The organism is Cupriavidus sp. USMAA2-4 (assembly GCF_001854305.1).
In the GTDB taxonomy this organism is placed as follows: Bacteria; Pseudomonadota; Gammaproteobacteria; order Burkholderiales; family Burkholderiaceae; genus Cupriavidus; species Cupriavidus malaysiensis.
Genome location: NZ_CP017748.1, coordinates 3,377,470 through 3,394,268, shown reverse-complemented (window position 1 = coordinate 3,394,268; position 16,799 = coordinate 3,377,470). Strand labels below are relative to the sequence as shown.

Below are 16,799 nucleotides of genomic sequence, written 5' to 3'. Positions count from 1 at the left end.
CATGAACACCAACACGACCGCACCGATCCGCCACGGCGGCGACCTGCGCGCCGCGTCACAGCGCTACGGCCGTCCGCTGCCGGACTGGCTCGACCTGTCGACCGGCATCAATCCCGACGGCTATCCGGTGCCGCCGCTGCCGGCCGACGCCTGGCAGCGCCTGCCCGAGGAGGATGACGGACTGGCCGAGGCCGCCGCACGCGCCTACGGCGCGCCGCTGGCGCTGCCGGTGGCCGGCTCGCAGGCCGCCATCCGCGCGCTGCCCGCGCTGCTGCCACCGGGCCGGGTCGGCATCGCCGCGCTCGGCTACAGCGAGTACGCCCCCGCCTTCGCCTTCGCCGGCCACACCGTGGTGCCGCTCGACGAAGCGACCCTGCACGACTCCGGCCTCGGCGGCACCCTGGCGGCGCTCGATCACCTCGTCGTGGTCAATCCCAACAATCCGACCGGGCGCCTGCTGCCACCCGCCACGCTGGCCGCCTGGCACGCGGCGCTGGCCGCGCGCGGCGGCACGCTGCTGCTGGACGAGGCCTTCATGGACTGCCTCGGGCACGGCTCGCTGGCCGCGCAGGCGCATCTGCCGGGCCTGGTGGTACTGCGCTCGCTGGGCAAGTTCTATGGGCTGGCCGGCCTGCGCTGCGGCTTCGTGCTGGCGGCGCCCGCCCTGCTGGCGGCGCTGCGCGAGCGGCTCGGGCACTGGAGCGTGTCGGGCCCGGCGCGGGCCGTCGCTCGGCTGGCGCTGCAAGACAGCGCCTGGCAGGCCGCCACGCGCCTGCGGCTGGCCCAGGCCGGCGCGCGCCTGGGCAGCGTGCTGTGCGCAGCCGGCCTGGCGCCGGTCGGCCAGCCCTTGTTCCAATGGGTACCCTGCCAGCAGGCCGGCGCCCTGCACGTGGCGCTGGCCCGGCAAGGCATCTGGACCCGCCTGTTCGACGCCGCCGGTGGCTGCCCGCCGAGCCTGCGCCTGGGCCTGCCGCCCGATCGCGCGCAGGACTGGGCGCGCCTGCGCCAGGGCCTGGACGCGGCCCTGGCCGACACCGGCAGCACCGGCCATGTCGATTCCCTGCCGCCCGCCGCCGGCGCGGCGGACTGAACCCTCCCGACCCTCCGCATGCCCAAGCCCCCGCTCCTTGTCCTGCCGCGCGCCCGCGCGCCACGCCGTCTTGCCGCCGCGCTGCTGGCGCTGTCCCTGTACCAGGCCGCGCCGGCCGCCCGGGCCGCGCTCAGCGTGGTCGACGACGCCGGCCAGACCGTGACGCTGGCCGCGCCCGCCAGGCGCGTGGTATCGCTGGCGCCGCACGTCACCGAGCTGCTGTACGCGGCCGGCGGCGGCGAGCGCATCGTCGGCACCGTCAGCTACAGCGACTACCCGCCGGCCGCGCGGGACATCCCGCGCGTGGGCGACAACAAGGCGCTCGACCTGGAGCGCATCGCCGCGCTCAAGCCCGACCTGATCGTGGTCTGGCGCCACGGCAATGCCCAGCAGCAGATCGACCGGCTGCGCGCGCTCGGCCTGCCGCTGTTCTTCAGCGAGCCGCGCCGCCTCGACACCATCGCCGAGGACATCGAGAAACTCGGCACCCTGCTCGGTACCGCGCCGGTGGCGGCGCGCGCCGCCACCGACTTCCGCGGACGCATCGAGAGCCTGCGCAAGACCTATGCGGCCCGGCCGCCGGTGACGGTGTTCTACCAGGTATGGCAGCGCCCTCTGATGACGCTCAACGGCCGCCACCTGGTCAGCGACATGCTGGCCCTGTGCGGCGGCCGCAATCTCTTCGCCGACGCCACGCCGCTGGTGCCGACGGTGACCGAGGAGGCCGTGGTAGCCGGCAATCCCGAGGCCATGGTCACGGCCGGCATGGGCGCAACCCGTGCCGACCGGCCGCTGGCCGACTTCTCGATGTGGGAGCGCTGGAAGCAGGTGACGGCGGTCGCGCGCGGCAACCTCTTCGTGATCGACGGCGACCTGATCAACCGCGCCGGCCCGCGCGTGGCGCAGGGGGCGGAAATCCTCTGCAAGGACCTGGAGCAGGCGCGCGCCCGGCGGCCCGCGCGCTGAGCGCGCTCAACTCTCCGAGCGCGCCCGGGCTTCAGCCGGCGGGCAGGCGGTTCCACCACCCGAGCACCGGCGCGCCGGCGCCGAGCCGGAAGCCGGCGCTGGCGCCGAAGCCGATCGGCCAGCCCAGCGTGCGCGCCAGCGGCAGGCCGAGCCAGTGGGCCGCCAGCATGCGCATGGGCCCGGCGTGGCAGACCACCCAGATGCAGCCCTGCCCTGCACCGTCCGCCGCCAGCGCGTCGGCCCAGCCGGCCACGCGCGCCAGCGCGTTCCCGGCGCTTTCGCCGCCGTGCGGCCGCGCGCCGAGCAGGTCGGCCGCCCACGCATCGAGCTGCGCGCGGGCAATGCCATCCCAGGGGCGGCCCTCCCAGGCACCGAAATCCATCTCGCGCAAGGCAGGCTCCAGCTCGACGGCAGGCAGCGCCGTGGCCTCGGGCCACCCCGCCGGCCACGCTTCGCGCAGCAGGGCCGCGGTCTGCGCGGCGCGCGCCAGCGGGCTGGCGATGATGCGCACGGGCGCCCGCCCGCCCAGCGCCGCCGCCATGCCGGCGGGGGCCGGCGTGGTCGGCTGCGCCAGTTCGAGGTCGAGGCTGCCATAGCAGATGCCTTCGGCCACGGCGGGACGCGCGTGGCGGATCAGGACCACGTCCATGCAGCCGCCAGCAGGTAGATCAGTAGTTCGGCGAGTTGCTGGGCCATGCCCAGGCAATCGCCGGTATAGCCGCCGATGCGACGCACGAAATAGCGCCCCAGGCTCCAGCGCAGCGCCAGCAAGGCCAGCAGCGCGGCCGCGGCGAAGGCCGGCGCCAGGGCCAGCAGCGGCAGCACCCCGCAGGCCAGCGCGAAGGCCAGGCCGAAGCCGGCCAGCCGCTGCGCCACCGGCTTGGCCTTGCCTTCGGCGCGCACATAGTCGAGCGTGGCCAGGTAGCTGGCGGCGAGCGCGCGGCTGGCGCCATGCGCGGCCACCAGCACGGCGAGCAGTACCGGCGTGCCGCCGCGCGCGTGGACCGCCAGCAGCAACTGCCACTTGAGCAGCAGCGCGAGCACCAGCGCGATCGCGCCGAAGGCACCGATGCGCGAATCGTGCATGATGCGCAGCACGTCTTCGCGCGCGAAGGCTCCGCCGAAGGCATCGACGCAATCGGCCAGGCCGTCCTCGTGGAAGGCGCCGGTCAGCAGCAACGTCAGCGCCATGCCGAGCAGCACGGCCACCGCGGGCGGCCACCACTGCAGGGCTCCCCAGGTCGCGAGCGCGCCCAGCGCGCCGACCAGCAGGCCGACCAGCGGGAAATAGCGCGCAGCCGCGTTCAGGTAGTGCGGCGCGAAACCGACCCAGCGCGCCAGCGGCGCCGGCAGCGGCAAGCGCGTGAAGTAGCCCAGCGCGGTGAGGAAATAGCGCAGTTCATCAGCCATCGGCACCTGCCTTCCCGGCATGCCCGGGCACCGTCGCCGGGCCGCACGGCGGCTGCAGCGCGACGGTCCCCGCGGCGCTCATCCCGCGGTGCTCACGCCGGCGCTGCCGAAGGTGGCCATCTCGCGCAGGAAGGCCGTGGCCGAGACCAGCAGCGGCCACGCCAGCGCAGCGCCGGTGCCCTCGCCCAGGCGCAGGTCGAGCGCCAGCAGCGGCTGGGCACCGAAGTGCGCCAGCAGCGCGCGATGGCCCTGCTCATGCGAGCAATGCGAGAACACGCAATAGTCCAGCACCGCGGGCTCGAGGCGCTGCGCCACCAGCAGCGCGGCCGAAGCGATGAAGCCGTCGACCACGATCACCATGCGGCTGGCGGCGGCGGCCAGGAAGGCGCCGGTCATCATGGCGATCTCGAAGCCGCCGAAGGCCGCCAGCGCATCGAGCGGCTCGACCGCGTCGGCATGCCGCGCCAGCGCGCCGGCCAGCACTTCGCGCTTGTGCGCCAGCCCGGCGTCGTCCAGGCCGGTGCCGCGCCCGATGCACTGCTCGATCGGCGTCCCCGTCAGCCGGCTCATCAGGCAGGCGGCGGAGGAGGTATTGCCGATGCCCATCTCACCGAAGGCGATGGCGTTGCTGCCCAGGCGTGCGTGGCTCAGCACGCGTGCCATGCCGGTGGTCAAGGCCAGCTCCAGCTGGCCCGGGTCCATGGCGCGCACCTCGGCGAAATTGCGCGTGCCGTTGGCGATGCGCGCATTGACCAGGCCCGGCGCCGGCGGCAGCGGCGCGCGCACGCCGGCATCGACCACCTCCAGCGCGATGCCGTGCTGGCGCGTGAAGACGTTGATAGCCGCGCCGCCGGCGACGAAGTTGCGCACCATCTGCGCCGTGACCTCGGGCGGATAGGCGCTGACGCCGGCGGCGGCGATGCCGTGGTCGGCAGCGAACACGAGCAATGCCGGACGCTTGAGCTCGGGCTTGGCGCCGCCCAGGATCATGCCGAGGCGCAGCGCCAGCGTCTCGAGCTGTCCGAGGGCGCCGAGCGGCTTGGTCTTGTCGTCGATGGCGGCCTGCAGCACGGGGCGCAGCGAGGCGTCGAGCGGGGCGATGTGGGGAAGCTGCATGGGTAAGGCTCTTGCTATGGCTCTTGCGGAAAAGGTTGCCGGCGCCCGGGCTACATCTCGATGCCCTTCTGCGCCTTGATGCCTTGCTGGAAGGCGTGCTTGACCGGCGTCATCTCGGTCACCGTGTCGGCCGCCTCGATCAGCGCCGGCGGCGCACCACGCCCGGTGATGACGACGTGCTGCATGGGCGGGCGCGCACGCAGGTCGGCGATCACGCGGTCCACGTCAAGATAGTGCAGCTTGAGGGCGATGTTCAACTCGTCGAGCAGGACCAGGCTGATGGCGGGGTCGCGCAGCATGCCGCGCGCGATCTCCCAGGCGGCCTCGGCCTTGGCCACGTCGCGCGCTCGGTCCTGCGTCTCCCAGGTGTAGCCCTCGCCCATCACGTGGAAGGCACAGACATCCGGGAAGCGGCGCAGGAACATCTCCTCGCCGCTGGGAAAAGCGCCCTTGATGAACTGCACCACGCCGGCGCGCATGCCATGGCCCAGCGCCCGCACCACCATGCCGAAGCCCGAGCTGGACTTGCCCTTGCCATTGCCGGTGGTGATGACGATGACCCCGCGTTCGGCCTGGGCGGCGGCGATCTTGGCATCCACCACCTCCTTCTTGCGCACCATGCGTGCCTTGTGGCGCGCATCGCGGCCCGCGTCGTCGGGGGTGTCGGAGGTGCCGGGCGTGTTCTCTTCGTGTTCTGCTTGCGTCATATCGGTTCTGCGGAATCCAGGTAGTCTAGCGGGTGCCGTGGCCGTCCGGCGCGGCGTCGGGGTGGCCGTCGGCAACCAGCGCGGTGCGGTATCCATCGCTCACCGCGACGATCGGCGTGCGCAGCGCGGTGGAACAATGTCCGGGCGTCAGCACTTCGGCCGCCGGGCCGTGCAGCGCGCGGCCATCCTCGGCCATCAGCAGCGCGTGGCTGGCATAGCGCCGTGCCAGGTTGAGGTCATGCAGGATCACCAAGACGGCGTGGCTGCCGGCGCGCGCCAGCGCGGCCAGCGTGTCGAGCACGAGGATCTGGTGGCGCAGGTCGAGATGGGACACCGGCTCATCGAGCAGCAGCAGCGGCGCCTGCTGCGCCAGCACCGCGGCCAGCGCCACGCGCTGGCGCTCGCCGCCCGACAGGGTCAGCACGTCGCGCGCGGCCAGGCCGGACAGGTCGAGCGCGGCGAGCGCCGCCTCGACCACCAGCTCGTCTTCGCGCCGGGCGAAGCCCCAGCCGGCCAGGTGCGGGTAGCGGCCCACCCGCACGGCGTCGCGCACGCGCATCGAAAATGTGTCATGCACGGTCTGCGGCAGGTAGGCGCGCTGCCTGGCCAGCACGGCCGGCGACACCTCGCCCAGTGCCTGGCCGTCGATCGCCACCGCGCCGCCGTCGGGCCGGCGCAGGCCGGCCAGCACGGCCATCAGGGTGGACTTGCCGACGCCGTTGGGCCCAACCAGGCACCACAGCTCGCCCGGCCGGATCTCCAGGTCGAGCGCCGGCAGCAGCTCGCGCGCCCCGGCCCGCAGGGACAGGCCGCGCGCCGTCAGCACCGGGCAGGCAGCCAGCGGCTGCCGCCAGGGCGTGTCGGCGGCCCCGGCCGGGGCATGGCTCGGGTGCGTCATCGCGGCCTCCGCAGCAGCAGGAAGAGGAAGGTCGGCACGCCCAGCAAGGCCGTGATCACGCCCACCGGCAGTTGCGCCGGCGCGATCACCGTGCGCGCGGCCAGGTCGGCCGCCATCAGCAAGGTACCGCCCAGCAGCGCCGAAGCCGGCAACAGCAGGCGCTGGTCGTTGCCCCAGGCCAGCCGCACCAGGTGCGGCACGACCAGCCCGATGAAGCCGATCGAGCCGGCCGTGGTGATGGCCGCGGCGATCGCCAGCGAGGCCACCAGGAAGGCGCCCAGGCGCACCAGGCCGACACGCACGCCGAGCGACTGCGCCACGGTCTCGCCGAGCAGCATCACATTGAGCGCGCGCGCCATCGGCATGGCCAGCAGCAGTCCCGCCGCCAGCGCCAGCAGCGCCGGCCAGAACACCGCCGCACCGCCCAGGTCGCCGGTCAGCCAGAACAGCATGCCGCGCAAGCGCGATTCCGGCGCCACCGACAGGATCAGCGTGATCAGCGCACCCCAGCCGGCGGCCAGGATGACCCCCGTCAGCAACAGCCGCGTACCCGCCTCCTGGTGGCCGCCCTGGACCTGCGGATGCAGCAGGTCGCGGCGCGCCAGCGCCGCCACCAGCAGCATCGAGCCGAGCGCGCCGGCGGCGGCGCCGGCCTGCACCATCCACCAGGGCAGCATCAGCAGCATGGCCAGCAGCGCGCCGGTGGAGGCCCCGCCGGACACGCCCAGCACATAAGGCTCGGCCAGCGGATTGCGCAGCAGCACCTGCATCAGCGCGCCGGCCAGCGCCAGCAGGCCGCCGCAGGCGAAGGCCGCAGCCGCGCGCGGCAGGCGCAGCTCGCGCACGATGGCACCGGCGGTGCCGGCGCCATCGGCCAGCGCGTGCCACAGTTCGGCGGGCGCCAGCGAGACGCTGCCGAGCGCCAGCGACAGCGCGAACACGGCCGCGCCGGCCAGCGCCAGCACGCCCCAGATCCGCAGGGCGCGGCGCAGCTCAGGCATGCGCCCCCCGGGCGGCCGCGTTCACTGGCGCCAGCCCAGCGTGATAAAGCCGGCCCGGCCCTGCGTGTTGTAGGGATAGGCAAGCTGGTAGTTCTTGTCGAACAGGTTTTCCACGCGGGCGGCGACGAACCATTGCTTGTTGATGTTGTAGCGAGCGTTGAGGTTGACGATACCGTATCCGCCCAGCGTGATCGAGTTGTTGTCAAGGCGCGCCGAAGACACGATCCACTGGCCACCGAAACGCCACGCGCCGAAGCTGCGCCCCACGTCGAACGAAGCATAGCGCCGCGCACGCCGGATCAACTGCGTGTTGCTGCCCTCGTTGACGGGATTCTGGATGGTCACGCTGGCGCCGAGGTCGGTACCCCACACGCTGCCGCGCCACGATGTCTCCAGGCCCTGCACCTTGGCACTAGCCACGTTCTGCGCCAGATACAACAGGCCGCCCGAGCCGGGCACCACGGAGCTGACGATCAGGTCGCTATAGCGGGTCTCGAACACCGACATGCGCAGCACCCCGACGCTGCCGCCATCGTACTGCGCGGCGGCCTCGAGCGACCTGGCGCGCTCCGGCTTCAGGTTGGGCTGCCCGAAGTTCGGGTAGTACAACTCGTTGAAGGTGGGCGCATGGAAGGCGTCGCTGGCATTGGCGATCAGCTTGAGCGCGGGCGTCACGTTGAAGCCGTAGCCGGCGAAATAGCTGGCCTGGTTGCCGAAATCCGAATAGTGGTCGTTGCGCGCGTTGAGCTGCAGCTGGTGCGCGCCGATGCGTCCCTCATAGCCGCCGAACACCGACACCACGTTGCGCGCTGGTGCGTTGTAGGCGCTGGAATCGATCTCCTGGCGCAGCAGGTCGGTGCCGAACAGCAGCGTGTGGTTCGGCGCCAGCGCATACTCGTTCTGCCAGGTGAACTGGCGGTTGCGGGTGTTGAAGCGGCTGTTGAAGGCGCCGTTCAGCGTGGTGGTGCTGCGGTCCTCGCTCTGCGACAGCTTGAAGTGCGTGGCCCAGTCGGGTAAAAGCTTGCCGTTGGCGAAGGCAGAGATCGTGTACAGATCGCTGTCCGTACGGTTGTCGTCGGTCGGCCTACCGAGTGTCGATGAGCTGTCGAACGACAGTCTGCCATGTGAGTAGTAGCCGCTGAATCCCGCGTCCCAGCCCCCGTTGAAACGGTGCTTGATCTGGCCCGATACGCTCTGGTTTTCGTACGGGTTGTCGTTTGGATTGGGGCCAAAGCCGAGAGCCGCGCGCCTGGGGTTGTTGGCGTTCCACTGCGCGGTATTGATCGCCGAGAAACCGTCCGTCTTGAACGCCGAGCCCGTGATGTTGAACGAGGTATCGCCGACCTGGCCACCATAGCCGACCGAGCCCTGGCGCGTATTGTTGCTGCCGTACTCGATCTGCGCATTGGCCGCCGGTACATGGCCGGCGCCGCTCCTGGTGAAGATCTGCACCACGCCGCCGATCGCGTCGGAGCCGTACAGCGCCGAGACATTGCCGCGCACGATCTCGATATGGTCGATCTGGTCGGGCAGGATGTTAGCGAGTTGCGCGGTGCCCGAGCTGACCGAGCCGATGCGCATGCCGTCGACCAGGATCAGCACCTGGTCCGAGTTGGCGCCGCGCATGAACAAGGTGGTGTTGCTCCCCATGCCTCCTGTGGCGGCCAGTTCCAGGCCGGCCTGGCCGCGCAGCAGCGTGCGCAGGTCGGGGGCCTGGCTGTTGTCGATGTCGGCGCGCGTGACCACCGTGGTGGCCGGCAGGGTCTCGGTGATGGCCTGGGCGGTGCGGCTGGCGCTGACCACCACCGGCGCGAGCGTGGTGGCCGGGGCCGCGGCAGTGTCCGCGGCAGCCGCGGCCGGCTCGGCGGCAGCGTCGGTGGCCCGGGCCTGGACACTATAGACGGCGAAGGGAATGGCGAGGGGCGCGGCGCACAGGGCGGCCACGAACGGGCGCAGCGGCGACGAAGGCGCTCGGCTGCCGGACCCGCGTGTCTGAGAACGCATGATGCAGATTGTGGGATAGAACTTGCCGGGGCCCGTTCCCCCGCGGTCCCAGTGGCGATCAGCGACGGGCATGGCACGCCGCCCGCGTCCAGGCCGGTATCCGGGCTGGCGACCTCAGCACGGCCGCCTTCCCGGGCCCATGCGGACCCAGTGGCTGGTTGACCGGCCTTGCGAAACCGGGATGCGGATTCGCGTCGCTTACCGTTGCGGGGGCAGCACAGGTTGGCCCGTCCCGACCTGGCGTCGGTGCGGCTCCCTGTTTCCCGTTGAACTGCCCCCGCGTGGCGACGAGGGGGCGAGCACCTGAAGCGTGCGCGAGTGTAGGCAGTTTCCCCGCCAGCGTCAATGCGCGCCGCGGAACCGCCGCCACGGTGGCGGTTGGCCGACGTTGCAAGGGCGATGCCAATACAATGCTGGCAACTTCGCCGCGGTTGCGGGGTCACAACGGCGTCTCGCGCATCGCTGGCATGGCGGCGCTTGGGCTAGAATCCGGATACTCCGACACCATGCACCCGACAGGCACTATGCTCAACGAACTCGAACAACTCGCCGCCAAGATCGGCCGCGTGCTGCATCACGCGGACACCCTGGCGGCGGAAAACCAGCGGCTGCGCGAGGAGATCGGACGCCTGCGTGCCGAAGCCGACCAACTGCGCGGCGAGCGCGAGGCCATGGCGGCCGACCGCGAGCTGCTGAACATCAAGATCGAGGAAGCGCAGTTGCGCATCCAGTCCATCCTCGACAAGCTGCCCACGGCAGGCGATGCGCGCCAGCTCGACCTGCTCGGCGAGGGCGAAGCCGCCCAGGCCCGGCAGCAAGCCTCCGGAGAACATGCATGAGCAACAAGCAAGTCGAAGTCAATATCGCCGGCCAGGCTTACCGCTTCGCCATCGCGGCAGAAAACGAGGCCGCGCTGCTGGAGGCGGTTTCGCTGGTCGATGGGCGCATGACCCGCCTCAAGTCCGGCGGCGGCGCCAAGGGTGTGGAGCGTGTGGCAGTGATGGCGGCCATCAGCCTCGCCTCCGACCTGCTGGCGGCGCAGCGCAAGCAGCAGGAGGAAGGCGCGATCCCGGTGGACGCCGTACGTGCCCGCATCCGCGAACTCAACGAGCGTGCCGACGAGGCACTGCGGCAGTACGCACACGTGGGAACCGACGCGCCGGCCGCGCGGAGCTGAAGCCGGCCGCGGCGGGATGTGGAGCGGATGTCGCGCACCGTGCGCAAAATGTAACGGTCCGGTACGACGGGCTTGGTCTGCGAGACAGTGCGGTGTATAGTGTAGCCAGACTGCACGACGCCACACAGGTGCAGCAAAATGGTCGGGTTACCGCGCCTGGCCGCCGTTCTCATCCCATCCTAGTTAGAAACGGCAAACGTCTGACATCGCACTTGGTGCTCCGCTCCGGGTGATCTTCGAAAGTCAGACGTTTGACAGTTTCCCTGCCTGGTTCGTAAGGGTCATAAACTCCTTGAACCGATATGCATTGCATGGTGCGGGATCATGTCGCGTGGGCGAGCGCGTCACAACATTCATAGTCCGGGCCGAGCCTGGACTCCCTGAGTGGGTGATGTACCCGAAATGCGACTTCCGCAGCCACTCTGAACCTCACTTGGGTTCAGGATGCCGACCCAGCGGCCGAGGCGGGGACCCCCTTCAACAAGGCGGTGGTGCAGACCACCGCCTTTTTTCTTGCCTGCGTTCTTGCCTGCGTTCTTGCCTGCGGCCGGCTCGGCGGTCGTCACTTGCGGCCCGCCGCCGCGCCACCAGAGGATCTGCTGATGAGCCGTTCCGCCACGCCCGCCGCCGAAACCCGCGCCCGCCAGTACTGGCTGATGAAATCGGAGCCAGACGAGGCCAGCATCGACACGCTCGCCGAACGGGGCACCCTGCCCTGGACCGGCGTGCGCAACTACCAGGCGCGCAACTTCATGCGCGATGCCATGCGCGTCGGCGACGGCGTGCTGTTCTATCACTCCTCGTGCCCGGAGCCCGGCATTGCCGGCCTGGCCGAGGTCTGCTCGACGCCCTACCCTGACCCGACGCAGTTCGAGCGGGCCAGCCACTACTACGACGCCGCCTCCAAGCCGGAAGCGCCACGCTGGATGCTGGTGGACGTGCGCTTCGTGCAGAAGAGCGCGCTGATATCCCTGCCCGAGCTGCGCGCGCACGAGGCGCTGGCCGACATGGTCGTGCTCCGGCGCGGCAACCGGCTCTCGATCACGCCGGTGACCCCGGCCGAATGGCGCTACATCACCACGCGCCTGATGCGCTGACGCCCGCCGCATGGCGCCCCTTCCGCCGAGCCCCCGCTCCCGGCCATGAGCCTAGCCGACCTGCCCGTCCTGATTCCCGCCCTGCTGCTGCTCGGCGCCTTCACCGGCTTCTGCGCCGGACTGCTCGGCGTGGGTGGCGGCATGATGATGGTGCCCTTCCTGACGCTGCTCTTCACCGTGCTGCGCTTTCCCGCCGAGGTCATCGTGCACATGGCCATCGCCACCGCGATGTCGACCATCCTGTTCACCTCGCTGTCGTCGGTACGGGCCCACCATCGGCGCGGCGCCGTACGCTGGCCGTTAGCCTGTGCGCTCGCGCCGGGCATCCTGGTGGGCGGCCTGATCGGCAGCGGCAAGGTCTTCGCCGCGCTCAAGACCGGCTGGCTGTCGCTGCTGTTCGCCGGCTTCGTCGGTTTCTCGGCGCTGCAGATGCTGCGCGCGCGCAAGCCGGCGCCCTCGCGCCAGTTGCCCGGGCCCGGCGGCATGGTCGGCGCCGGCACGGTGATCGGCTTCGTGTCGAGCCTGGTCGGCGCGGGCGGCGGCTTCGTCTCGGTGCCCTTCATGACCTGGTGCAACGTGCCGATCCACAATGCGGTGGCCACCTCCGCCGCGCTCGGCTTCCCCATCGCGGTGGCGAGCGTGATCGGCTACGTGTGGAGCGGCCTCGGCCTGGCAGGCATGCCGGCGGGATCGTTCGGCTACGTCTACCTGCCGGCCCTGGCGGTGGTGGCGACGGCCAGCGTGCTGACCGCGCCGCTGGGCGCGCGCGCCGCGCACCGCATGGACGTGGCGCAGCTGCGCCGCGCCTTCGCTGTATTGCTTGCCTGCCTGGCCGGCTACATGCTGTGGAAGGGGCTGCAGGCCCTGCAGGCATAGCGCCCGCGTGACGGCTGCATGACGGCCGCCTCGGTCCGCCCGGATACAAGTCGATACAAGGTGGGGATGGCCGGCACGGAACGTTGGCCGCCATCCCGCGTCTGAACACGCGTGACTTCGAACGGGAGAACAAGATGAAGAAAATGATCGCCGCCACCCTGCTGGGTTCCACGGCCATGGTCGCCGCCGCCCAGGGCGGACCGGTCCATGCGGAGGGCCTGCCGGCCCCTGCGGGCGTGCTGTCGCTGTCCGCCGATGCCGCCACCGATGTGCCGACCGACACCGTGCGCATGACGCTCGCAGCCGAACAGGAAGGCAGCGAGCCGGCCGCAATCTCGTCCGCACTGTCGGCGCGCGCGCAGGAGGTGATCGCGCAGGCCAAGCGCACCGCGGGCGTGCAGGCGGAATCGGGCGGATTCACCATCCACCCGACCACCGACCGCAACGGCCGCATCAATGCCTGGCGCGGACGTGCCGAGGTCGTGCTGCAATCGCGGGATTTCGCCGCCGTGTCCAAGCTGGCCGGCCAGCTGGCCAGCCAGATGCAGGTGCAGAGCATCGCCTTCTCGCTGTCGCGCGAAGCACGCCAGGCCGCCGAGACCAAGCTGGTCGAACAGGCCGTGTCCAGCTTCCGCGACAAGGCGCAGGCCACCGCCAGGCTGTTCGGCTACGGCAGCTACACCATCCGCGAGGTCTCGCTCAACGAAGGCGGCGCGGTCATGCCGATGCCGCGCATGTACGCAGCCAAGGCCATGGTCTCGGATGCGGCGCCGGTACCGGTCGAGGGCGGCAAGGCCCAGGTCACGGTGACCGTCAGCGGCACCGTGCAGATGCTCAAGTAAGGCGCCCCCCCGGCCCCGCCGCCACCATGGCGGGGCCGGGAGGCCGTCTGGCGCGGCCTTACAGCGCGGCGAACTGCTGCCGCAGCACGTTCTTCTGCACCTTGCCCATGGTATTGCGCGGCAGCTCCTCGACCACGTGCACGCGCTTGGGCACCTTGAAGTTCGCGATACGCGCCTTGAGCGTGCCGATCATGGCCGCCTCGTCGATCTGCGCACCGGGCCTGCCCACCACCACCGCCACCACCGCTTCGCCGAAGTCCGCGTGCGGCACGCCGATCACGGCGCTCTCCACCACGCCGGGCATCTCGTCGATGAAGCTCTCGATTTCCTTCGGGTAGACGTTGTAGCCCCCCGAGATGATCAGGTCCTTGCTGCGCCCGACGATGGTCAGGTAGTTGTCCGGCACCACGCGCTCGCCGGCCTGGCTGACGATGGCGCCGCCGAAGCGCCCGACGTCGCCGGTCTTGAACCAGCCGTCCGCGGTGAATTCCTCACGGGTCTTCTCCGGCATGCGCCAGTAACCGTGGAACACATTGGGACCCCGCACTTCCACATTGCCGATCTCGCCGGCGGCGCAGGGCCTGCCTTCGCCGTCGACCACGCGCACCGACACGCCGGGCAGCGGCATGCCGACGGTGCCGCCGATGCGCTCGCCGAGGGCGGGGTCATAGGGATTGGAGACCAGCATCACGGTCTCGCTCATGCCGTAGCGCTCGAGGATGGTGTGGCCGGTGCGCTCGCGGAAACTGTCGAAGGTCTCCAGCAGCAGCGGCGCCGAGCCCGACACGAACAGGCGCATGCGGCGGCAGGTATCGTCATCGAAGCGCGGCTCCTGCAGCAGGCGCACGTAGTAGGTCGGCACGCCCATCATCACGGTCGAGCGCGGCAGGTGCCTGAGCGCCTGGGCCATGTCCAGCTTCGGCAGCCAGATCATCTTGGCGCCTGCCAGCAAGGCACCGTGCGAAGCGACGAAGAGGCCGTGCACGTGGAAGATCGGCAGCATGTGCAGCAGCACGTCGTCGGCGCGCCAGCCCCAGTACTCGTGCAGCGTCTGCGCGTTCGATGACAGGTTGCCGTGGCTCAGCATGGCGCCCTTGCTGCGTCCGGTCGTGCCCGAGGTGTAGAGGATGGCCGCCAGGTCGTCCGGCGCGCGCTGCACGGTCTCGAAGGTGTCGGGTTGGGCGGCGGCGCGATCCAGCAGCGAACCCGAGCGGTGCTCGTCGAGCGTGAAGACCTTGGCGCTGCCATGGCGGAAGGCCAGCTTGGAGACCCAGTGGAAATTCGCGCTGCTGCACACCACCACGGCAGGCTCGGCATTGCCGAGGAAATAGTCGATCTCCGCCTCCTGGTACGCCGTATTCAACGGCAGGTAGACGTAGCCGGCGCGCAGCGTGGCGAGGTAGAGGAAGAGGGCCTCGGGCGACTTCTCCACTTGCACGGCGACGCGCGAGCCCTCCGGCAACTGCAGCGAGGCCAGCAGGTTGGCCAGCTTGGCGGTGGCCCGGTCGAGGTCATCCCAACTGTAGTAGAGGCCGTCGTGGGTCTCGATGCAGCAGGCGCTGCGGTCCGCCGGGAAGCGGGATTCGAACAGGGCGAACAGGTTGGCGTTCATGGTGCGATCGGATGCAAAAGGACGTGCGAAAGGAGGTGCGGAAGAAGAACGGGAAGCGGAAAAGGACAATAGCAGATGACTCCCCTGCGCGGCGCGCGGCGCTGTCAGTCGCCGGTGAAGCGCGGCGGCCGGCGCGCCAGGAAGGCGGCCACGCCCTCGGCATGGTCGTGCCCCGGCACATAGGCGAAATGCGCCGCCAGCTCGGCTTCGGAGAGCGGCTCCGGCTGTGGCGCCAGGCGCCGGATGGTAGCCTTGTTGATGCGGGCCGCTGCCGGCGCGCCGGCAGCGATGCGGGCCACCGTGGCCTCGACCTCGGCGGCCAGTGCGTCCGCTGCCACCACGCGCGTCAGCAGCCCCTTGGCCTGGGCCTCGGCCGCGCCGAACACCCGTCCCTCGAGCAGGATCTCCAGAGTGACCGCACGCCCCGCCAGGGCCAGCAATCCCTGCAGCTCGCCCGGCGCCATGGGGAAGCCGAGCCGGTTGATGGGCACGCCGAAGCGCGCGTCGGCAGCGGCCACGCGCAGGTCGCAATGGCAGGCGATCTCGAGGCCGCCGCCGACGCAGACGCCTTCGATCATCGCCACGGTGGGCAACGGACAATGCGCCACGGCAGCCAGGGCCGGGGCGATGATGTCCATATGGTAGCGGCGCACGGCGGCGGTGTCGGCGCGTTCCACCGGGAACTCGGCGATGTCGGCACCGGCGGCGAAATGGCCGCCGTCGCCACGCACCACCACGCAGCGCAGCGCGCGCTCCCCGGCCAGCGTGGCAAAGGCCGCGGCCAGCTCGCGCCACATCGCGGCCGAGATCGCGTTGAGCCTGCCAGGATGAGACAGCGTGACGGTCGCGACCTGCCCGGCGCGCGCCAGGGTGACATGGCCGCTCATCGGCGCTCTCCCGCCTGCGTTACGGGACGGCATGCGATGCACGGCAAGAGCGGTTTCTGCATGGTAGCCACCGGCATCAGTCGATGGTGGCGCCGGACTGCTGTACCACCTGGGCCCAGCGCCGCACCTCGGCATGCAGGAACTTGCCGAACTGCTCCGGCGTGTAGGCCGGCGTCTCGGAGCCGTTGTTGAGCCAGATCTGCTTCAGTTCAGGGGTATTCAAGGCCTTCTCCACTTCGGCATGGAGCCGCTCGACGACTTCGCGCGGCGTTCCCTTCGGCGCCCACAGCGCGTACCAGGTCGAGACATCATAGTTCGCCACACCCGCCTCGGCCGCGGTGGGCACGTTGGGGAAGGCTGCCGAGCGCTTGCTCGCGGCCACCGCCAGCGCCTTGATGCGGCCGGAGCGGATGTGCTGCGCGGAGGAGCCGAGCCCGTCGAACATCATGTCGACCTGGCCCGCCATCAGGTCGGACAGCGCGGGGCCGGCTCCCTTGTAGGGCACGTGCGCGATATCGGTCTTGGTCTGCAGCTTGAACAGCTCGCCCGCCAGGTGGTGGGCGGAACCGTTGCCCGCCGAACCGTAGTTCAGCTTGCCGGGATTCTTGCGCGCGAAATCGACCAGCTCGGCCAGCGTGCCGGCACGCACCTTGGCGGGATTCACCACGATCACCTGCGGCGGCTGCGCGATCAGCGTGACCGGCACGAAGTCGCGCTCGATGTCGTAGTCGAGCTTCTTGTAGAAGGACGGCGCGATCGCATGGTGGGCACCGCCGATGAACAAGGTGTAGCCGTCCGGCGCGGCCTTGGCCGCCAGGCTGGCGCCGACGGTACCGCCCGCGCCGCCGCGGTTGTCGATCACGAACTGCTTGCCGAGCTGCTTGGACAACTGTGCGGTCAGCGGCCGCGCGAAGGCATCGGTGCCGCCTCCGGCGGGGAATGGCACGATCACCGTGACCGGCCTGGCCGGCCACGCTTCGGCCTGTGCCGCCGGCGCGGCCAGGCCCAGGCAGGCGGCCCCCGCGGCGGCGAGCGCGGCCACGCGCGCGCCCAGTCTCGACTGGCGTTGCATCATCTTGTCTCCTCGCATCGTTATGGTCGTTCTTGTCGTTGCAC

The 16,799-nt window shown here is 70.8% G+C and carries 17 protein-coding genes, 1 other RNA gene and 1 riboswitch; of the genes, 8 read left to right on the top strand and 10 right to left on the bottom strand.

What is annotated here, in order from left to right:
- The first annotated feature begins 1 nt into the window (after position 1).
- Together cobD and BKK79_RS15090 are read left to right on the top strand one after the other, a co-directional pair.
- On the top strand, positions 2-1,090 hold the full coding sequence (gene cobD / locus BKK79_RS15095; protein ID WP_071037950.1) for a threonine-phosphate decarboxylase CobD: 1,089 nt from the start codon (positions 2-4) through the stop codon (positions 1,088-1,090).
- An 18-nt stretch (positions 1,091-1,108) separates the two neighbouring features.
- Positions 1,109-2,056: a cobalamin-binding protein gene (locus BKK79_RS15090; protein WP_084084721.1), complete on the top strand. Its 948-nt coding sequence runs from the start codon at positions 1,109-1,111 to the stop codon at positions 2,054-2,056.
- Between the two features lie 31 nt (positions 2,057-2,087).
- Here the strand turns inward: BKK79_RS15090 and BKK79_RS15085 are convergent, their stop codons facing one another.
- The 7 genes from BKK79_RS15085 to BKK79_RS15055 all read right to left on the bottom strand — a co-directional run bounded on the left by BKK79_RS15085 (position 2,088) and on the right by BKK79_RS15055 (position 9,192).
- Positions 2,088-2,705: a histidine phosphatase family protein gene (locus BKK79_RS15085; protein WP_071015011.1), complete on the bottom strand. Its 618-nt coding sequence runs from the start codon at positions 2,703-2,705 to the stop codon at positions 2,088-2,090.
- The gene (locus BKK79_RS15080) at positions 2,690-3,466 is read right to left on the bottom strand and encodes an adenosylcobinamide-GDP ribazoletransferase (RefSeq protein ID WP_071037949.1); all 777 of its coding nucleotides are present in this window, start codon (positions 3,464-3,466) and stop codon (positions 2,690-2,692) included. Before BKK79_RS15080 ends, BKK79_RS15085 begins: the two co-directional genes overlap by 16 nt.
- Positions 3,467-3,544: 78 nt before the next feature.
- Positions 3,545-4,582 (bottom strand): nicotinate-nucleotide--dimethylbenzimidazole phosphoribosyltransferase, encoded by a 1,038-nt coding sequence (gene cobT, locus BKK79_RS15075; protein WP_071015016.1) that lies wholly within the window; start codon positions 4,580-4,582, stop codon positions 3,545-3,547.
- Positions 4,583-4,632: 50 nt separating this feature from the next.
- Positions 4,633-5,289 carry a cob(I)yrinic acid a,c-diamide adenosyltransferase gene (cobO, locus tag BKK79_RS15070; protein WP_071015019.1) on the bottom strand — a complete coding sequence of 219 codons (657 nt, stop codon included), beginning with the start codon at positions 5,287-5,289 and terminating at the stop codon, positions 4,633-4,635.
- 25 nt (positions 5,290-5,314) lie between these two features.
- Positions 5,315-6,187: an ABC transporter ATP-binding protein gene (locus tag BKK79_RS15065; RefSeq protein WP_071037948.1), complete on the bottom strand. Its 873-nt coding sequence runs from the start codon at positions 6,185-6,187 to the stop codon at positions 5,315-5,317.
- The gene (locus tag BKK79_RS15060; RefSeq protein WP_071015024.1) at positions 6,184-7,188 is read right to left on the bottom strand and encodes a FecCD family ABC transporter permease; all 1,005 of its coding nucleotides are present in this window, start codon (positions 7,186-7,188) and stop codon (positions 6,184-6,186) included. Before BKK79_RS15060 ends, BKK79_RS15065 begins: the two co-directional genes overlap by 4 nt.
- A gap of 21 nt (positions 7,189-7,209) precedes the next feature.
- Entirely contained in the window at positions 7,210-9,192 is a 1,983-nt protein-coding gene (locus tag BKK79_RS15055) for a TonB-dependent receptor plug domain-containing protein (protein WP_071037947.1), read from the bottom strand.
- An 87-nt stretch (positions 9,193-9,279) separates the two neighbouring features.
- Positions 9,280-9,500: riboswitch (cobalamin riboswitch) on the bottom strand.
- Between the two features lie 216 nt (positions 9,501-9,716).
- Here BKK79_RS15055 and BKK79_RS15050 point away from each other — a divergent pair.
- The 6 genes from BKK79_RS15050 (at position 9,717) to BKK79_RS15025 (ending at position 13,184) form a co-directional block, all read left to right on the top strand.
- Positions 9,717-10,031 carry a hypothetical protein gene (locus tag BKK79_RS15050; protein WP_071037946.1) on the top strand — a complete coding sequence of 105 codons (315 nt, stop codon included), beginning with the start codon at positions 9,717-9,719 and terminating at the stop codon, positions 10,029-10,031.
- Positions 10,028-10,369, top strand: coding sequence for a cell division protein ZapA (locus BKK79_RS15045; RefSeq protein WP_071015031.1), 342 nt, complete (start codon positions 10,028-10,030; stop codon positions 10,367-10,369). Before BKK79_RS15050 ends, BKK79_RS15045 begins: the two co-directional genes overlap by 4 nt.
- Positions 10,370-10,626: 257 nt before the next feature.
- A non-coding RNA gene (ssrS, locus tag BKK79_RS15040) (6S RNA) lies at positions 10,627-10,844 on the top strand.
- A gap of 127 nt (positions 10,845-10,971) precedes the next feature.
- A complete protein-coding gene (locus BKK79_RS15035) occupies positions 10,972-11,466 on the top strand; it encodes an EVE domain-containing protein (RefSeq protein WP_071015034.1) in 495 nt (164 codons plus the stop codon).
- Between the two features lie 45 nt (positions 11,467-11,511).
- Positions 11,512-12,342, top strand: a complete 831-nt coding sequence (locus tag BKK79_RS15030) for a sulfite exporter TauE/SafE family protein (protein ID WP_071015036.1) — start codon at positions 11,512-11,514, stop codon at positions 12,340-12,342.
- Between the two features lie 134 nt (positions 12,343-12,476).
- On the top strand, positions 12,477-13,184 hold the full coding sequence (locus tag BKK79_RS15025; RefSeq protein WP_071016553.1) for an SIMPL domain-containing protein: 708 nt from the start codon (positions 12,477-12,479) through the stop codon (positions 13,182-13,184).
- A gap of 58 nt (positions 13,185-13,242) precedes the next feature.
- Here BKK79_RS15025 and BKK79_RS15020 read toward each other — a convergent pair whose 3' ends face one another.
- From BKK79_RS15020 to BKK79_RS15010, 3 genes are all read right to left on the bottom strand, one after another.
- Positions 13,243-14,796 (bottom strand): malonate--CoA ligase, encoded by a 1,554-nt coding sequence (locus BKK79_RS15020; protein ID WP_071015039.1) that lies wholly within the window; start codon positions 14,794-14,796, stop codon positions 13,243-13,245.
- A gap of 104 nt (positions 14,797-14,900) precedes the next feature.
- Complete coding sequence (locus tag BKK79_RS15015) at positions 14,901-15,683, bottom strand: enoyl-CoA hydratase/isomerase family protein (protein WP_071037945.1); 783 nt, start codon at positions 15,681-15,683, stop codon at positions 14,901-14,903.
- A gap of 76 nt (positions 15,684-15,759) precedes the next feature.
- Complete coding sequence (locus BKK79_RS15010; protein WP_071015044.1) at positions 15,760-16,758, bottom strand: tripartite tricarboxylate transporter substrate binding protein; 999 nt, start codon at positions 16,756-16,758, stop codon at positions 15,760-15,762.
- Positions 16,759-16,799: the final 41 nt, after the last annotated feature.

Coding starts and splice junctions, on each gene's coding strand:
- cobD (WP_071037950.1), top strand. CDS start 2: ATGAACACCAACACGACCGCACCGATCCGCCACGGCGGCGACCTGCGC.
- BKK79_RS15090 (WP_084084721.1), top strand. CDS start 1,109: ATGCCCAAGCCCCCGCTCCTTGTCCTGCCGCGCGCCCGCGCGCCACGC.
- BKK79_RS15085 (WP_071015011.1), bottom strand. CDS start 2,705: ATGGACGTGGTCCTGATCCGCCACGCGCGTCCCGCCGTGGCCGAAGGC.
- BKK79_RS15080 (WP_071037949.1), bottom strand. CDS start 3,466: ATGGCTGATGAACTGCGCTATTTCCTCACCGCGCTGGGCTACTTCACG.
- cobT (WP_071015016.1), bottom strand. CDS start 4,582: ATGCAGCTTCCCCACATCGCCCCGCTCGACGCCTCGCTGCGCCCCGTG.
- cobO (WP_071015019.1), bottom strand. CDS start 5,289: ATGACGCAAGCAGAACACGAAGAGAACACGCCCGGCACCTCCGACACC.
- BKK79_RS15065 (WP_071037948.1), bottom strand. CDS start 6,187: ATGACGCACCCGAGCCATGCCCCGGCCGGGGCCGCCGACACGCCCTGG.
- BKK79_RS15060 (WP_071015024.1), bottom strand. CDS start 7,188: ATGCCTGAGCTGCGCCGCGCCCTGCGGATCTGGGGCGTGCTGGCGCTG.
- BKK79_RS15055 (WP_071037947.1), bottom strand. CDS start 9,192: ATGCGTTCTCAGACACGCGGGTCCGGCAGCCGAGCGCCTTCGTCGCCG.
- BKK79_RS15050 (WP_071037946.1), top strand. CDS start 9,717: ATGCTCAACGAACTCGAACAACTCGCCGCCAAGATCGGCCGCGTGCTG.
- BKK79_RS15045 (WP_071015031.1), top strand. CDS start 10,028: ATGAGCAACAAGCAAGTCGAAGTCAATATCGCCGGCCAGGCTTACCGC.
- BKK79_RS15035 (WP_071015034.1), top strand. CDS start 10,972: ATGAGCCGTTCCGCCACGCCCGCCGCCGAAACCCGCGCCCGCCAGTAC.
- BKK79_RS15030 (WP_071015036.1), top strand. CDS start 11,512: ATGAGCCTAGCCGACCTGCCCGTCCTGATTCCCGCCCTGCTGCTGCTC.
- BKK79_RS15025 (WP_071016553.1), top strand. CDS start 12,477: ATGAAGAAAATGATCGCCGCCACCCTGCTGGGTTCCACGGCCATGGTC.
- BKK79_RS15020 (WP_071015039.1), bottom strand. CDS start 14,796: ATGAACGCCAACCTGTTCGCCCTGTTCGAATCCCGCTTCCCGGCGGAC.
- BKK79_RS15015 (WP_071037945.1), bottom strand. CDS start 15,683: ATGAGCGGCCATGTCACCCTGGCGCGCGCCGGGCAGGTCGCGACCGTC.
- BKK79_RS15010 (WP_071015044.1), bottom strand. CDS start 16,758: ATGATGCAACGCCAGTCGAGACTGGGCGCGCGCGTGGCCGCGCTCGCC.